This is a genomic window from Sphingobacterium mizutaii (assembly GCF_900187125.1).
GTDB classification, from domain to species: Bacteria; Bacteroidota; Bacteroidia; order Sphingobacteriales; family Sphingobacteriaceae; genus Sphingobacterium; species Sphingobacterium mizutaii.
Window position 1 is genome coordinate 1,865,675 of record NZ_LT906468.1, and the last position, 17,024, is coordinate 1,882,698.

Below are 17,024 nucleotides of genomic sequence, written 5' to 3' on the forward strand. Positions count from 1 at the left end.
GCAATGGAAAAGAAAAAGGACTAGTCTACATGAAAAAAAAGTAAAAAATAATCAGATATAGCTTTTCTAGGTTGCTTTTAATTTTTTTAGATGCCGTGATGAGCTGATTCTTCACTGTATTCCGAGAACTCCCAGTAATCGAAGAAATCTCGTCATAAGAATAGCCTTGAAGTTTACTCAATCGGTATATCTCTCCCTGCTTTTGGGGCAGTTGATCAATCAATTGATTAAGTATGCTCTTTAGATCTCTTGATTTTAACTCCTGCTCTGTTTCTTCACAAGTCACCTCCATTTGTTTGTTTTGCAACTGTTCACTAAGGTTGAGGATATGTTCCTTGAAAGCTTTTACAACCAATCTTTTTGTAATAACAAAAATGTAGGGGTAAAGGGCCTCTGGACTGCTGATCCGTGTTTTGTTCTTAAATAATTGAATAAAGGCAGTTTGGACAATGTCCTCGCTTTTATAAACGTCGTTTAATGCAGCATAGGCGTAGCGGAACAAAATCTTGTGAAATCGATCAAAAACTAACTTAAATACTTTTTCATTTCCTTCTTGAAAAAGTTGAAACTGATCATCATCAAGATCTAAATCATGTGCTTTCATCCTTGGTTAGGTTATTTTTGGTCAAAGGAACATTATAAAGATAAATGAATTGTTAATTCAAGTTTAATAAAATGTAAAGATTATTATTTATTTAATTATCGTTTTTTAAATTTTTTTATCTTATCGATTGTGCCTTCAAAATTCCCTGTTTAAACATCGATAAATTCAATGCAAATAGTATCATGAGTTTGAAAGCAAAAACAACCATTAACCAATATCAGATTGATACATCTAAATATCCTACCTGTGACTAGTTAACAGCAGGCTGTGGAAGGGGAATCTACCAAAAAGCCATCTAAGAGAAAAGAGGAATGATCTTTTGGATAATAATATGGATTCGGACAATGGATTGGAGCTGATCTTTAGGTTGTGTGGATTATTAAAGTTCATAGATAGGCTTACGCTACTTTCAAGGATATTCAACTCTGGTATCATCATCGATAATGGGTGTAAGCGATTTCTCGAAATCAATTCTATGTTTATATTAATTGTGCCTAAAATGAATGGTTTAAAATTGTTTAAAGTGATAAAATAGGTTGAAATGTCTTCAAATCCTTAGGTGGATCCTAAGGCACTTTTTATATAATTCTATTAAGGTTTCGGTCTTATGCAAGAAGTACTTTTGTGTACACAGAAAGTTTACTTGACAACATTGGTTGGAACTAATAATTCGGGACTCATAATTATATTTAAGTGATTTATTAATAAAAGAAAACAGTAGTGATTTTTCGAAGGTAATCATTCGTTTTTTTATTTTATACCTTTTAGGGTATAAATAGTTGGTGAATTAAATATTTATACCCGAAGTAGTATAGTTTACAGTATTTTAATTATATTTATATCAGAAAAGGTATAATTATGGAATCTTTAAGGATATTTGTAAAACAAAAACGTAAGGAATTAAAGCTTACCCAAGAAGATTTGGCATTAAATGCAGGTGTAGGTTTGCGATTTGTTCGAGATTTAGAACAGGGTAAGAAAACCCTTCGATTGGACAAAGTTAATGATGTTCTAGCGCTATTTGGAAAAGAAGTTGGTGTAATAGATAAATCCAGGGAATAATGGCACGTAAGGCAAAAATCTTCTACCAAAATCAATTGGCAGGATACCTTGAAGAAGGGGATGCTGGCTATACTTTTTGGTATGATCAGCAGTATTTAGATTCTTCTGATCCTAAAGCTGTTAGTTTGACCCTTCCATTGACTGAAGTAATTTATCATAGCAATGTGCTGTTTCCTTTTTTTGATGGCCTCATACCTGAAGGATGGTTATTAGAAATAGGAGAAAAGCATTGGAAACTGAATCCTAGAGATCGTTTTGAATTATTAATAAACCTATGTAGAGATACCATTGGAGCTGTCTCTGTATATCCGATGGAGGCGGAAGGAAATGGCTAATTGTTTATTCTGTTATAAACCCGTTGAAAATGGTGATTACCATCCCAGTTGCTCTAAAAAATTCTTTGGTACAGCAGATATGCCTTACTTAGAACTGGATCGAGAGAAATTGAATAGCTTGGCCCAAATTACTGTTAATGAGCGATTAGCCTTAACAGGAGTGCAACCTAAAATTTCCTTAACTCTTGAAGGACAAAGAGGAGATAAGCGTTTGACCTTGGTTGGTCTCTGGGGAGAATATATTTTGAAGCCACAATCTGATAACTTCCCATTTATGCCTGAAGTGGAAGATTTAACGATGCACCTTGCTGAATTATTTAAGATTGAAACAGCCGAGCATACCTTAATCCGTACTTCGACTGGAGAATTAGCATACCTTACGAAAAGATTTGATAGGCAGTCAGGAGAGAAAATCCATGTGGAGGATTTATGTCAGCTCTCAGAATTATTGACTGAGCAGAAATATAAAAGTTCTTACGAAAGAGCTGGAAAGATAATAAGGCAATTTGCGACCAACTCAGGTTTAGATATAATCAAATATTTTAGACTAGTATTGTTTAGTTTTCTGACGGGGAATAATGATATGCACCTAAAAAATTTCTCATTGATTCACTCAGAAGGAGATATTTTACTCTCACCAGCCTATGATTTGTTGAATGTAAACCTGATTTATCCGAAAGATTATGAAGATTTAGCTTTGACCCTTACCGGGCGCAAAAGAAAAATTAAGAAAGTTGATTTCGATCAATTCGCAAAAAGCTTGGGTATTTCTGAATTAGTTCGAGATAATGTCTATAAAGATTTTTCAAAGCAAAAAGGTAAAGTGGAAGATTGGATTAGTCGAAGTTTTTTAAATCCTGAATTTAAGGAAAGATATCAACAGATATTTGAAGTTAAATTAAATAAATTAAACTTTAGTTAAAGCTTGCCATCATTATGGTTTCCCGTATTTTTTTTTAGTTTTCATAAGTATATTTAACCCTATTATGTACGGTTTATAGCGCGCAATATTAATATTACCAATATATGTCAACAGAACAACAAGTGCAAAAGCTGTGGGAAATAAGAAGTATCCTTAAGAGGAAGAAAAAGTATTTACGAAAAACTTAACTATATTTTAGGTTTTGTTTTCTTCAAAATCCTTTCCGGGAAAAAGCATTTATTCGCTAATTACCTATTGCATGACGAATTCGAAAAAAAATGTGCGTTCGCCACTGATGAGGAGAGGATAGTTTCTATCAAAGAAGAACCATTAGGAATGTTGGGCTATTTTTAGAACCAAAATAGCTGTTTGCTACTTTAGCCTAAGTAAGGAAAATATCTTGGAAACTGGAGGCCATCCTTAATTAATTCAATCAGTCGACGGTTGACGCCGATTCAGGAGAGGACTTCAACGATTTATTTCAAGTTGATATGCTTAAGATTAATGATTAAACAACTTGGAAAGCTAGCACCAAAAACCAAAATTGATTTTCTTTCCTTACAACATGTTTGTTTTTAGCCAACTAACAAAGTGCGGTAGTTAAAATATTTCCATAATATAAGGATAAATAAAGTTGACGAACAATTAATGCAAATGCAAGCATTTAAGTAGGCAATGTTGCAGAAACCATTTGGGTAGCATTTATTATAATAACAATAATAAACTAATTTTAATGAGAGATATTTTTTTAAACAATGAATTATGGGGTTTGACAATGCTTGGTGCATTTCAAAGAGCATATTGTTATAAACCTACAACTAAAACTCTTGAGAAACGTAAATCAGAGTTTAAAAGTGCTTTGAGATTACATATCGACACAAAGATTTTACCAGAATATAAAAGTGAGGTTTTAGAATCTAAACACATTGAGAATATTGTTGAAGTATTAGAATTTTCAAAAAAATATGCTGATATTTTTTCAAGAGGGTCATTAAACTTTGGAATTAGCCAAAAGCTTCTCAATTTATATTTAAAATATCAATGGGTAGTTGGTAATATTGAACGTCCGCCACATTTTCCGGTGGATAGGATTATTCAAGAGAGATTAAATATCAAAGATATTCAACCATGGACTCAATTCGATCTTACCGATGGGAAATATTATTATGTAATTGCCTATGCTAAACAAGTATTAAAAGATAAAAAAATCCCAAAGATAGAATTACCTGAGGCAGCGTTTGAATCATTAGCGGATTTAGAATTACATCTTTTTAATAGAAGATGATGAATGTTCAACTTGACAATCATTTGAGAATAACTTTATGGACCATACGAGAGATTAGCCTTTGAACGTACTTCGTTTCTAGGAGAAAATATCATTCGAGCTAATAAAAAAATAGCAAGAGAAACACAATTAAAATCTTCCTTTAACCACTAGTCTAGATAGTTTAGTGGATGATTTTGATAATTTTATTCTTGTCTAACTTCAATCAGCTAAGTCAGAGAAAAGTTTAGAAGGACAGTTGGGCTCGTGTAAGCTAGAACTTTTTATTGGAATTTTTTTTCTAACATAAAAACGCTTTGAAATGATGTCTTCGTTACAATGTTGGTGAAACCTAAACTATCCGATCGTTCTTCCAAAATTGAAGGTGTGACTTATAAAACCAAATGATTTTGAACAGGTTTTTGACAATGGTTTAGGAGCTAGGGGATAGGGGATAAAACTCAATTTTTATACACCTATATTTTTATTATTTTTTTAACATAACCATCAAAACATATGAATAAAGTTTCAATTACTAAAGAAGAACTCTTGTTTACTTATAGAAAGGTGAAAAGAGAGTTGTTCTATGAAAAAGATTATATTAAACTGGATAAGATTCTTTTATTTGAAGAGAATATTGAAAGCAATATCAATAATCTTCTTTCTGTATTAAATGGTAATAAAAATGAAACCCAACGATTCTTTAATAATCACGAAAATATTGGTTTTTCAGAGTTTATCTTAAAGGATATTGATTTTTCTAAAAAAGCATCTGTTGATGTAAAAAAATCAATTAAAAATCTTGATCGTAATTTATTTGAGATTAAAAATATTGGGTTTAGGTTCATTGGAGATTTATCAATTTATTTTCAAATAATTGGAGGTCTCTGGTTAAATCGGATTGGATATAAATTAGATCTCGATTTTCCTGATAATGTTTACGGCTGCAGGCTTAAGAAATACGATGATAGTATTAATATTCCTTATTATAAACAAAACCATACTCTTTATAAGCCATATTTTAATGATTATAAAAAATGGCAAAATGATCTTTTTAATATAATTAAGGAAGATAAAAATGTATTGGTTATTACATCTGATTTAAAAAAATATTATCATTCAATTGAGATAAGTGAGCTAAGGTTTAAGGTAGATAAATTAATTAAAAAGCATAGTTTTAACAAAACAGATCTTTTTATTAATGAACTTTTATTTCAAATGATTGAACATTTTAATGATCTTAATAACAAAAATTATCAAGATTTTTTTGATAGCAATATTAATAATTTAGATAATAAAAACTTTGGACTTCCTTTAACTCTTAATGCATCAAGAGTTTTAGCTAATATTTATTTATTAGATTTTGATCAAGACATTATTGATAACTTGAAGCCATTATATTATGGAAGATATGTAGATGATCTAATTATTGCTGTAGAGTATTCTGGATATACGAATGACCAATTGTGTTTAAAAGATATATTAAAACCCTTAAAAAGTTTTGTAATATATGACAATAATTCAATATTTCATGAAGGATTTGATACATATTTAAAGTTTAATCCAGAAAAAGAGAATATTTTTGTTTTTAATGGAATTGAAGATAAAATAGAAGTTAACCAATTAAAAAAAGCTATAAATAAAAATTCTAGTGAATGGAAGTTACTTCCTGACAATTCAGATTATGAAGAGATTGAAAACCTTGATTTATTTCACGATTTAAATAAGTCTTGCGAAGAAGTAAATGGTCTCAGAAAATCAACCGGGCTAATATTAAAAAGGAATAAATTTATAAAGGAGATAGTTAGTTTTGAAACTTTTATTTGTTCTTACAATAGTCAAGTTTGGAGGAAGCGATTATTTAATTTTTTGAATATTATTGAAAGCTATATTTTCGATTTTAAAAATTTTGTGGACTTAAATAAATACTTGCCTAGGTTGTTTGGTATACTAATCCATTCAAATAATGAGGATTTAATAAAAAAGTACTTTGAAACCTTAGAAAGTGTTATGGGCTATATAAAGGTGTCAAAAAATATCAATTCAACGTATTTTGAAAAATCAAAGGTCTTTTTGTATCATAAAATTGCAGAAAATATATTAACAAATAGTTCATTACATAAAATTCAAAGTAACTATGCCCAGAATTGGGTTTCAAAAGTATTAAAAGGAAATTCTTCAAAAGAAGATATGCTGAAAAATGTGATTCGATTATTTAACACGGACTTACATAAGATTGCATATAAAGATTCCTTTTATAAATTTCCTGAATTTGTTAAATACTTGAATAATAACATTAATTTATCTACTGTTTCGGATAATTTAGCCAATACTTTCTTTAATAAAAGTATAATTGAATTTATCAAGATAAATGTTAAAACAAACTATCAAGAGAATTCCAGTGGAATTACAGATTCAACGGGGTTCTACTTTTTTACTAGACGTCCTTCGTTGCTTGAATTGACAGTTACTTTTAAAAACAAAATTTTAGATAAGGATGGTTTTAAAGATCTAGCAGAAAAGTATTATCATAAATACAGTTTATCTGAAGAGAAAGAATATGATGATGTGAAAAACTTTAGCTTTGTTGATTTTTCAGATACTAAAAATAAAGCGAAAACTAGAGTTTGTAATACACACTTTTTTACAGATGATATTTCCTTTGATGCAAAAGTTAGAATATTGAATGATGAGCCAGATGTAACTAGGTTTGATAGATTGATTAAGATTGTAAATGATGTAATAAAAGAGAGCAAATCAATAGATTATTTAGTGTTTCATGAACTTTCTTTACCTAGGAATATGTATGTTCATATCGCTAAGAAACTAAGCTTTGTTGGCGTTAATTTAATTGCTGGATTAGAATATAAAATTTCTGGTTTAACGGTAGATAATCAATTGGTTTATATACTGAATTCTGATGATAATAGAAGTGGGTCGATTGCATTATACCAATCTAAGTTATTTGGAGCTATTCATGAAAGTAAAGAAATCTATAATAAAAACGGACTTAGTATTGTCCCAAAATTTGAAAAAAAGTTAGTTGTTAAGCATAATGGTTTTATTTTCAGCGGATTAATATGCAACGATTTGTTAGATATTAATAATCGTTCTGTTTTGAGAGGAAATATTGATTTATTGTTTGTTGTTGCTTGGAATCCTGATTTGGAAACTTATCAACACTTAATTAATTCCGCATGTCTTGATCTTCATTGTTTTGTTTCTATTTGCAATAATAAGCAATATGGTGACACAAGAATTAGAGCTCCATATAAAGATTCTTGGAGAAGAGATCTTCAAAAAATACATGGAGGAACTTTAGATTCGTTCATTATTTCTGAGATTAACTTTAAAGAGTTGAGAGATTATCAAACGAATCAAATATCACCAGATAGGCCTTTTAAGCCATTTCCAACTGGTTTTCAAGTTTCCAATGAGAGAAAACTCAAGTAATTAATCATAATGTAATATGAAACCTATTTTGCTTTTAAATGAGATCTAAACATGGAAAAGTTTAACAAGCAAAATGAAAAAACTTTTCAGAAAATTACTTATGTAGAAACATGAATAATTATTAGCAGTAAAAATTCAGTATAGGGGTAAATAGGAGCCTGGATCTAATTTACGGCTTTTTTATTCGTTTTAAAGAGGTTATCGGTGGGGTAAAGATCATTCAATGATTTATTTATTCATCAAGGTTACAAACTAAAAATAACGCACCACTATTTTAGTGGTGCGTTTTGTGGTGTTAAAAACATAACTGATTGATAATCAGTTGTTCCTTGTGGAGATGATGAGGATAAAAGTGAAATTATTAATTCAATATTGTTTTTTCTGGAAGGGTTCAATATTTAGTTAGGTTGGGGAATTTTATAATACATGAATAAATAATAAAGGTGGGGAATAAATAATCTGCTTAATGAAATATTATTTTTATGATGAAATATTATTTTCCAAGTGACGGTAAAGAAATTAAGATATTAGAATTTCTCGAAAGTAAATGATAAATTATCATTTTGAAGGAAGTTGGTATGTATGAAATTCTTTTTATGTAGAGTTTTTTCTTCTGTACCAAAGAAAACTGTTTTGATAAAAATTGCCACCATTTCTTTAGAATGGTGGCATTAAATTCTAACTGTTTTTTTATTTGCTTATTAATACTACAAAAATATTAATAATTTGTTTAGAAATTGTTTTATCCATTGTGCATGGGAGCCATTTGATATTTTGGAAATTCTTCTAAATAAGAACATATTTGAATCCCTAGTCTATTTAAGAAGTCACAACTTAAATTTGACCAGGGATTCGATAGCTAGTGATAGTTAAATAATATTTTAATATTAAATTTTAATTCAAGCTAGTAATCTAAATTATATATAAAGAATTGAAAATACAAATTAGAAAACGAATCATTAAAAATGAGTTCTTTTAATTCGAACTAAATCACACAAGCATTTTCTTACTTTTAGGTTAGATAAATTCGATTGTGTATCGTTATCCAGCTAGTAATCCTTTTTGAATATACCTAAGGGTAGGTATATTCTTTGTTAGATAGTTCATTTAATTTTGGCCCAATTTACGTACCTCAATAAATATTGAATATCAATTGTTAGTGGAGATAATATAAAAATAATCAATGAAATACTTTGATAGAATTGGATCAAAATTTAACTATTACCTATGCAAATTGAAAGAATATTTTTGGTCCGCAGGTTTTGAAGTGGATAGAGAAAATAGGACAGTAAGATTATTTTTCTATGCATTTATCATCTTAACATTATTTTCTATGGTCATTATGGTAATACTATTAATTTGGCAATAAAGTTTATAGCCCTCATACTTCTTAAATATTTTTATAGTAGTATTGTTCATTTATAAGGCTGATTTTAGAGTTAAAAGATCAGAATTAAAAATATAAGTAATAATTCTGAAAGTCTTTTTATAAAAAAATCGCTTTAAATGAATTTTAATCAAATAATTGATTTAAAATGTGAATTTTATTATATTATTCCTGACAGCAGGATTCCTGCGTAAGCCATCTAAAACTTAACTATATGAAAGCAATTATTATAACTTTATTCCTGATAATTAATATCTATCCAGCATTTTCACAACATGCAAATGTATTATTTGAAAATGTTAATTTATACGATTATGAGAAGGGCGCTTTATCAGGACCTTTTAACGTTTTAATTGAAGGAAATACCATAAAAAAAATTAGTCGTAGCAAGATTCCTGAAAATGGTAATAATTCTTTAATTATCCAAGGAAAGGGGAAAACATTAATTCCAGGGCTCATTGATGTTCATGTTCATTTAGTTTTTGGATCTTTAACCATGGGAGAAATGATGACAAATGACCTTTCTGAAGAGTTTGTTATTGAAAAAATTGGCTCTTCTTCGGAAAAAATGCTAATGAGAGGTTTTACAAGTGTCCGTGACGCTGGAGGGCCAATATTTCCTCTTAAGTTAGCAATAGACAATGGAAAATTGATAGGACCTAGGATATGGCCCTCCGGGGCAACAATAAGCCAAACCTCTGGACACGGAGACTTCCGTTCGGCGTCTGAACCTTCTAGACGTTTTACCGGGGTGGTTTCTCGGGCTGAAAGATTTGGAGCTACTTTTATTGCTGACGGTCGTGATGAAATACTTACAGCTGTAAGAGAGAATTTGAGATTTGGTGCAAGCCAGATAAAGCTAATGGCAGGTGGCGGCACTTCCTCGGCATATGACCCTATTGATGTAACTCAATACACCTTTGATGAAATGAAAGCGGCTGTAGAAGCTGCTGAAGATTGGGGAACTTATGTGACGGTTCATGCGTATACCCCGAAGGCTGTACAGCGAGCAATTAATGCGGGTGTGAAATGCGTTGAACATGGGCAAATGTTAGATGAAGAAACACTTAAAATTCTTGCCGATAAAAAAATTTGGTTAAGCCTTCAAAATTTGGTGGGTGATACCGATGACATGAGTGAGGAAAGAAAAGCCAAAAGGAAACCTGTGTTGGAGGGACAGGCCAAAGTTTGGCCCATGGCAAAGAAATTAGGTGTAAAATTGGCATGGGGAACTGATTTCTTGTTTGAACCGGAATTAAACGCTCAACAAAATCATTATATTTTAAAATTGCAGCAATGGTTTGAAAATTCAGAAATAATAAAAATGATCACAAAAGATAATGCCGAGTTATTGCAAATGTCTGGTTTGAGAAGTCCTTATTTAGGTAAATTAGGTGTAGTTGAGGAAAATGCTTTGGCAGATTTAATATTGGTTGACGGAGATCCTTTCAAGGACTTGTCGCTGCTGACTCAACCAAAAATGAAGTTTATTGTTATCATGAAGGATGGGAAAATATTCAAAGACTTAAGTCATAGATAAAAATGATTATTCATTAATTTAGGAACAATTAAATAATCATTTTTAAATTTAATTATTTGCTTTGGATTCGGTGACATAAAGGAAAACCCAAATGATTCAGTTATTTAATTATGGAATTAATGATCTCAAAATAATGAATAGATAAGTATATATTAAACAGCAAAAAATCCCTCGTATTAGACGAGGGATATGTGTTAACCCTAAACTACTAATTAATAAAGTAATTTTACAAATCAATATTTTGGATAGCTAAAAATAAGCAGAAAATCAATTCAATCCAAAGGATTTTTATCTTTCCTAAAAATTATCAATATATTTCTCTATAAAGTTTCTTTTAGAGATGTCAAATTTAATTCATAATAATATATGTGTGTAATTTAATTTTTAAATTACATTTACTTTTTAATATTAACCGGTCTCCGATTTAAAAAAAAGATTTAAAAATACTTTATTAATGTAGAAAAAATGGTCATTATCTTTTTCTCCTAAAATAATAGGTTGGATTCATATCATAGGTTTTTTTTATATAGTGAGCAAACTTAAAATAGCTTGAAAAACCTGCCAATTTTGCCAATGAGGTCAGATTTAATTTTGAATTTGGTTCAAATTCACCAATCATATTCTCAATAAAACTAAGTCTAAGGTCGTTTATGTAATTTGGGAAGCTTTTGTTTAAATTTTTATTGATAACATAAGAGATATATTTTCTATTAAAACCTAAGGCTTTTGCTAAATGTGCTAATTTAATATCTCTTTGTATAAATCCATTCGTTTGTTCCCAATCCTTTAGTAATTCTAAAATTCTATTCTCAATATCAGGGCTTAAATAATCATTTTGTTTATTTTGAAGGTCCAAATTATTTTCCATGTATATTATTTTTAAGGTCAAATATAAAGGTTAACAAAATATATTAAAACAATTGATTCAACATCAGTCCCTTTATTAAATATATATTGAGGTTAATGAACTTAATTATCAAATACAAAAAGATATAATTATTGGCAATTGATATAGACAATATTAAAAAATAATAATGAAACTACTAAATGCACTTTTTACTCTAAATGTTTGTTATACCTTAAAAGAAGATGAATTGAAATAATAGTATGATGTATTTTATAGTATTTTAAATATGATTTATTTTACCATATTATCCATTTTTACAATAAAAGGGTAACGAACGACGAATATGATTATGCAAATAAAATTTTAATGAGCTATGTTTTTTTGAAATTTACACCAATTTATACCATTAAAACTTGACCAACTTAGTTGAAAATTCCATGTAAAATAAGGTAAATTCATTATCATGACTATTTTATTGAGTAATATCTTTTATATTTATTAATGCATTTACATCAAACTTCGGATTGTTTTCTAAATGAAATGTTTGATTATAATCGTCATTGTAATCATGAATTGATTAAATTATTCTTGCTTTATCAAGATCAGGTTTCAGAACAATCAATAAAACTTTTAAGTCACATATTGAATGCACATCGAATCTGGAATAACAGAATAATGCAAAATAATGAACATTGGGAAATCTGGCAAATACACTCTGTACCTATGATGGGTGATTTAGATGAATCTAATCATTCGATATCAAAAGATATGCTGCTAAAGGATAATTCTTTAAAGATGATTGATTTCCAAATGAAGGACAATAATGATTATAGTTGCATGATTAAGGATATCATGTTTCACATTATTAACCATTCAAACTACCACAGGGCTCAAATTGCTACTGAACTTCGTAAACAGGAAATTGAACCAATACAGACCGATTATATAAAATATAAATTGTTGATTTGAAATTTCTTTTAATTGATTGATGGCAGTGTTCTTAATATTTAAAAATCTGGAAATAATTTATTAAACTCAGCATTGGATCTTCTTTTATGAAAATGAATTTGAATCGAAAGGTATGTAAATTATCATGAATAGTTTTTCTAAATCGATTTTACATTGTTAATCATTTTCGTTCCTACTAATACTTAATTCGGATTATGAGGATTGTTTCATTCAATGAGCTGATACATAAAAAAAACCTGACAGATCGAGGAATTGTCAGGCTAAGGCGTAATATTTAGAGTATGTCGTTCTAAAGGAGCCTAAATATAATAAATATAAAAGACCAATGAAATTAAATTATAAAAAATAACCCAATGGACTACTCCATTGGGTCCTACCAAATGTAAATTATGCAACTAGCTATTTATACAAATATAAATAAAATTACAGAGGTATTGTTAACATTTCCATTATTGAGAACAGAGGTTGTGAACAAAAAAGTATAGTTATAATTTGTGAAATAATGATTAATATTTCATTGGATCTTTTGTCCTAACTTCTCTTTAATATATGTATCGTAAGAATTCAATATATTTAAAACTTTATAAATTAGAAAAGAATGAGTTTTTGAAAAGTCATTTTTATTAAAAAATTGGTAAGACTTAATGTGTTTAATGATGGAAAAATCAGAGTTATCGGCAGAAAAGGAAAAGATTTTCGAAATTATTTTGATTGATGATGATAGTATATTTTGCTTCCTTGTTTCAAAAATGATTCAATCATTTACCAACATGAAGATTGACCTGAAAATTTTTTCAGATGGAATTATTGCTCTTAACCATCTAAATGCGCTCCATATCAAGGGAGTCGCGTTTCCAAATGTTTTATTAGTGGATATTAATATGCCACTAATGAATGGCTGGCAGTTTTTGGAAGAGCTTGAAAGCATGAAAATCTTTGCTGGAATCGATGTACCAAGGGTCCTTATCGTAAGTTCTTCTGTAAGCCAGGAAGACCTAGCTCGTGCAAATAAAATTCCTTACATAGAGAGGTACTTGACAAAACCCTTTACCGCAGAGCAACTTTTTCAAGCATTAAATGTGTCCAATTGAATGGCACAGAATAATTAAAAGTTTATAAGATTTGGTTTAAATAGTGGTTAAGATAAGAGATTCTCAACACACTTCTCTTTTGGTTTCTATAATTAATTAATTCATTTTAAAATAATGTTTGTGATTTGTTGTAATTAATCATATGATCATTTTGACTTTTCTTCAATTAGCCACTTTGTTAATTCTCTGTATAAAATTGAGATACCATCGGAACCCTGAGGTACTGCTGAATGAATTGATTATTAGATTTGATATTGAATACAATCTGAAATTTTAATCTCGTTCTGGTTAATATTCCTTAAAAGAAATACTTTCTGGAGGGATTTTGAACTAAAACTTTAACCCTTATTTATTTCTATGGAAAGGACCAAACGTTCGTTAGAATAGCCCGAATTTGGCATTAAATCTGAAAATTTATATATTTTTGCTTTTCCGTGGAAATTCCAAAAATTATGAAAGATGAAAATTATAGTCTAGAAAATTATAAATTAAGGGAGAGGATCCTTGAGCTAGAATCAATTATTTCCTGCTTTGATGATATAGTTTTTGTGGTCTCTAGTGACGGTACAATTTTGGATTCTTGGACTCTTCAACCACAGGAACTTTTTTTTGACCGTGATAGAATTTTGAACATTCCGATTGAAGACCTTTTTCCGGAAGAATTTGCCTCAACTATGGTGGATATACTTGAAAAGACCATCAGGACGAAGAAGAGTCACCAAATAATTTATCAATCGCCTGTAGAGGCTTTTAAGGGAAGTTGGTTCAGATTGAAGACTAGATTTATGGAGAACTTTCCTGGAAAAGTGATGGTTGTTATTTCTAATATTACCAAAGAGATCGAACTTCAATACGAGGTTGAAATGGAAGAAGAGAAGTTCAATCAAGCTTTTATGCATTCTTCCATTGGAATGCTCTTGTTGGACGGAAGAATGAGAATTGTCGAACAGAACCGAGCTCTTTTGGAAATGTTAGGGATGGAGGATGAAAAGACTTTCCGGCACAAGGGATTTTCTGATTACATCCATCAAGACCATATTAAGGAATTAATGGTCGCAGTTACGGATTTAAGATTGGGAATTGTTCATAAAGCTGTTGTTGAAACTAGGGTTTGTACTAAAAATGGAAAATACTTATGGTGCTTAATTTCTTTTTCTTCTGTAAAAGATCAAGACGGACAGGTAACTTATTTTATTTGTCAAATCCAGGATCTTTCTGATTTCAAGGAAATTGAGAAGAAATTAAAATTCCAGAATTCGGCCCTTGAAAAAATAAATTTTGAATTGGAAATAAAGATTAAACAGCTTGAAACGATAAACCAAGTGCTTGCACATGATTTAAGGTCGCCTCTTGCAAATATTGAAATGATTACCGAACAATTAAAAACTGGCACTAAGTCTAGGCAGGATCGGAAGTACCTAGACATGATTTTATTGAGTGGTAACAAATTCAAAAATCATTTAGGTAGGATGATTGATTTTTTGGAAAGTTTGGATTCCTTGGATCATAAGTTTAAATGGAATGAAGTTAATTCTATTTTTAAGGACTCTGTAAATGAATTGGAAAAGCAAATAAAATGTAGTGGTTTCAATATTATTAAACAATCACAACGCACAATGTTTTTTTTCCCAATGAAATATTTGAAAACTCTTTTTAAATATGTCATTTTGTGCAGCATAAAGGAAACGGGTAGTGAGAATAGGGCATCGCTATTGTTTAACGAATCTGAAAAAACACTGAAACTCCATATCAAATCCAATAACCAATCTGAAATGGATCCATATAATTATAATGTTGCGGCAGAAAAATTAAAAGAAGTAATGACCGTGGATTTTTTCATAGCTAAGCACCAAGTATTATCCGTAGGTGGGTCAATTAAATTTTTACAACCCGATTCACAGAACTATATTCTAGTCATCAAAATGCCTGATAATTACGTGGCTTAATGTTTAAAGAAGAGTTTGTTGGCTTACTATTTTGATGGATATTTTCCATAAAATAACTCTAAAAATATGAGGGTGTTACATTTTTACCAAGGGTAATTTTCAATTTTTTTGTATATCAAAGTATAAAGATACCATTTGAATTTTCTTACTAGCGAGCTAAGGTGTGTGTTGGTTAAATTTCACCATTGCCCCATATTTTTTGCTTTTTTTGCAAAAAAATTGATAATCAGTTCGCAATTATTTATTTTGCAAAGAAATCACCATTAATAAAACTATTAATTAGTTATGAAAAATTACAATAAGGGTCAAAATCTTTCTAAGGTTTACTCCCCTCCAAACCAAGATTATTTGGATATTTTACAGATTCAAGCATTGAAAATAGGGGAGTTAGCAGGATCCTTAGAAGGGGAAAAATTAATAATTGAAGGTTTAGGAAAGTGGCCAGAATTAATTAGATTTGAAGTTCATAGGTTTCAAGAGTCCATGCAGCGAAATGGAGAGAGTATTCCACTTCTGTGAAATAACTTATGTTTTATGAATTATAGTGAATATTTAACATAGTTTAAAAAAGAATATTTATCTTCGGATTTTTAAAACGTAGGTATTACATTTATTGGAATGAAAAGATTTTTATATAGGAATTGTAAAGCAACTCTTTTGTTCATAGGAACTTTTCTCATCGTATTCGGTCTTCTCATGCATTTTATTAAATAATCTGCTGACGGAATTTAAAACGATTATGGCTCCATTCATATTTTTGGACAAGATATTTTCGTAATAATAGTGGTATGGGTCATTATTCGACTCGTTATCAAATATAAACTTCAAACTTTCAAAGAATATATATTCTAAAATATATAGTGATTTTTTGAAGATCCTAAGTAGACCATCTCAATTATAAAAATTTATCTAATTACTTAGCTAATAGTTCCCAATGAAGGTGCTTCACTTCCATTAGCAAAAATATTGTCACGTGTTTATTCCATATGAAAATAACTATTGGCCCCTGAAGGTTGGTAAAAAACTAGATTTAATTACATGATTGATGTGGAGCTAAGATGGAAAAAATTCAAGAAAATAATGATCATGGATGGTAATAATAGTAATAGGAACTTTCAGTGTTTATATTGGGTATTTTTGTAATGTTTTGATTAATTCTTGATATTTCAGGTGAATCTAAAAAGGCTAACTTCTTTTGTTTTTCAATTGAAATAATTGGTTATTAATGCACATATATTTTAAGGTTAAAGAAAAACAACAATAAAGGTCCAATAACTGGATTGATATTGGACCTAAACTGAAATAATCAGAAAGCTTTGAAGATTTAAATATAGAAAAAATACAACATAATATCTTTAGTAAAAAGTCCTATCTATTTTAATTATATTCCCGTTAGTTGATAAGATTAAACAAAAACTGGACAACTTAAGTAGGTAATATATGCAAAACTTAAAATAATCTTTGATTTCAATCCTCTACTTTCATCTTGTCAAAGTTTCAGATTATTGATAAACTGAATGGAATTTGCCGCATAGTTCTTCATTTAAACCTAATGTGTATTGTTTTAATAAAATTATGCCATAAGGCTTTAGGATTAATTAGTC

The 17,024-nt window shown here is 29.5% G+C and carries 12 protein-coding genes; 10 read left to right on the forward strand and 2 right to left on the reverse strand.

The genetic code is table 11. The annotated features are described in order from the left end of the window. Positions 1–25 precede the first annotated feature (25 nt). Positions 26–604, reverse strand: a complete 579-nt coding sequence (locus CKW03_RS07955) for an RNA polymerase sigma factor (RefSeq protein WP_093095626.1) — start codon at positions 602–604, stop codon at positions 26–28. 858 nt (positions 605–1,462) lie between these two features. Here CKW03_RS07955 and CKW03_RS07965 point away from each other — a divergent pair. The 6 genes from CKW03_RS07965 to CKW03_RS07995 all read left to right on the forward strand — a co-directional run bounded on the left by CKW03_RS07965 (position 1,463) and on the right by CKW03_RS07995 (position 10,567). Next, positions 1,463–1,666, forward strand: coding sequence for a type II toxin-antitoxin system Y4mF family antitoxin (locus CKW03_RS07965; protein WP_093095630.1), 204 nt, complete (start codon positions 1,463–1,465; stop codon positions 1,664–1,666). Beyond that, positions 1,666–2,001, forward strand: a complete 336-nt coding sequence (locus CKW03_RS07970) for a HipA N-terminal domain-containing protein (protein ID WP_093095632.1) — start codon at positions 1,666–1,668, stop codon at positions 1,999–2,001. The genes CKW03_RS07965 and CKW03_RS07970 overlap by 1 nt, the downstream gene beginning before the upstream one ends. After that, a complete protein-coding gene (locus CKW03_RS07975) occupies positions 1,994–2,923 on the forward strand; it encodes a HipA domain-containing protein (protein WP_093095633.1) in 930 nt (309 codons plus the stop codon). Before CKW03_RS07970 ends, CKW03_RS07975 begins: the two co-directional genes overlap by 8 nt. A gap of 733 nt (positions 2,924–3,656) precedes the next feature. Beyond that, the gene (locus CKW03_RS07980; RefSeq protein WP_093095635.1) at positions 3,657–4,208 is read left to right on the forward strand and encodes a hypothetical protein; all 552 of its coding nucleotides are present in this window, start codon (positions 3,657–3,659) and stop codon (positions 4,206–4,208) included. Positions 4,209–4,703: 495 nt separating this feature from the next. Beyond that, positions 4,704–7,640 (forward strand): RNA-directed DNA polymerase, encoded by a 2,937-nt coding sequence (locus tag CKW03_RS07985; protein ID WP_093095636.1) that lies wholly within the window; start codon positions 4,704–4,706, stop codon positions 7,638–7,640. A 1,601-nt stretch (positions 7,641–9,241) separates the two neighbouring features. After that, positions 9,242–10,567: a metal-dependent hydrolase family protein gene (locus CKW03_RS07995; RefSeq protein WP_093095639.1), complete on the forward strand. Its 1,326-nt coding sequence runs from the start codon at positions 9,242–9,244 to the stop codon at positions 10,565–10,567. 472 nt (positions 10,568–11,039) lie between these two features. On the opposite strand, the gene CKW03_RS08000 is transcribed toward CKW03_RS07995, so the two are convergent. Then, positions 11,040–11,435 (reverse strand): helix-turn-helix domain-containing protein, encoded by a 396-nt coding sequence (locus CKW03_RS08000; RefSeq protein WP_093095640.1) that lies wholly within the window; start codon positions 11,433–11,435, stop codon positions 11,040–11,042. Positions 11,436–11,915: 480 nt separating this feature from the next. Between CKW03_RS08000 and CKW03_RS08005 the strand changes: the two genes are divergently transcribed. The 4 genes from CKW03_RS08005 to CKW03_RS08020 all read left to right on the forward strand — a co-directional run bounded on the left by CKW03_RS08005 (position 11,916) and on the right by CKW03_RS08020 (position 15,939). Beyond that, positions 11,916–12,383 (forward strand): DinB family protein, encoded by a 468-nt coding sequence (locus CKW03_RS08005; RefSeq protein ID WP_093095642.1) that lies wholly within the window; start codon positions 11,916–11,918, stop codon positions 12,381–12,383. A 653-nt stretch (positions 12,384–13,036) separates the two neighbouring features. Beyond that, positions 13,037–13,474 carry a response regulator gene (locus CKW03_RS08010; RefSeq protein ID WP_157739437.1) on the forward strand — a complete coding sequence of 146 codons (438 nt, stop codon included), beginning with the start codon at positions 13,037–13,039 and terminating at the stop codon, positions 13,472–13,474. 434 nt (positions 13,475–13,908) lie between these two features. Further along, positions 13,909–15,420 carry a PAS domain-containing protein gene (locus CKW03_RS08015; RefSeq protein ID WP_139185416.1) on the forward strand — a complete coding sequence of 504 codons (1,512 nt, stop codon included), beginning with the start codon at positions 13,909–13,911 and terminating at the stop codon, positions 15,418–15,420. Between the two features lie 285 nt (positions 15,421–15,705). After that, positions 15,706–15,939, forward strand: a complete 234-nt coding sequence (locus tag CKW03_RS08020; protein ID WP_093095646.1) for a hypothetical protein — start codon at positions 15,706–15,708, stop codon at positions 15,937–15,939. Positions 15,940–17,024 lie beyond the last annotated feature (1,085 nt).

Excerpts from the sequence above, each read along its gene's own strand:
- CKW03_RS08010 (WP_157739437.1), top strand. The coding sequence starts at position 13,037 with ATGATGGAAAAATCAGAGTTATCGGCAGAAAAGGAAAAGATTTTCGAA.
- CKW03_RS07955 (WP_093095626.1), bottom strand. The coding sequence starts at position 604 with ATGAAAGCACATGATTTAGATCTTGATGATGATCAGTTTCAACTTTTT.
- CKW03_RS08005 (WP_093095642.1), top strand. The coding sequence starts at position 11,916 with ATGCATTTACATCAAACTTCGGATTGTTTTCTAAATGAAATGTTTGAT.
- CKW03_RS07995 (WP_093095639.1), top strand. The coding sequence starts at position 9,242 with ATGAAAGCAATTATTATAACTTTATTCCTGATAATTAATATCTATCCA.
- CKW03_RS07980 (WP_093095635.1), top strand. The coding sequence starts at position 3,657 with ATGAGAGATATTTTTTTAAACAATGAATTATGGGGTTTGACAATGCTT.
- CKW03_RS08020 (WP_093095646.1), top strand. The coding sequence starts at position 15,706 with ATGAAAAATTACAATAAGGGTCAAAATCTTTCTAAGGTTTACTCCCCT.
- CKW03_RS07985 (WP_093095636.1), top strand. The coding sequence starts at position 4,704 with ATGAATAAAGTTTCAATTACTAAAGAAGAACTCTTGTTTACTTATAGA.
- CKW03_RS07975 (WP_093095633.1), top strand. The coding sequence starts at position 1,994 with ATGGCTAATTGTTTATTCTGTTATAAACCCGTTGAAAATGGTGATTAC.
- CKW03_RS07965 (WP_093095630.1), top strand. The coding sequence starts at position 1,463 with ATGGAATCTTTAAGGATATTTGTAAAACAAAAACGTAAGGAATTAAAG.
- CKW03_RS07970 (WP_093095632.1), top strand. The coding sequence starts at position 1,666 with ATGGCACGTAAGGCAAAAATCTTCTACCAAAATCAATTGGCAGGATAC.
- CKW03_RS08000 (WP_093095640.1), bottom strand. The coding sequence starts at position 11,435 with ATGGAAAATAATTTGGACCTTCAAAATAAACAAAATGATTATTTAAGC.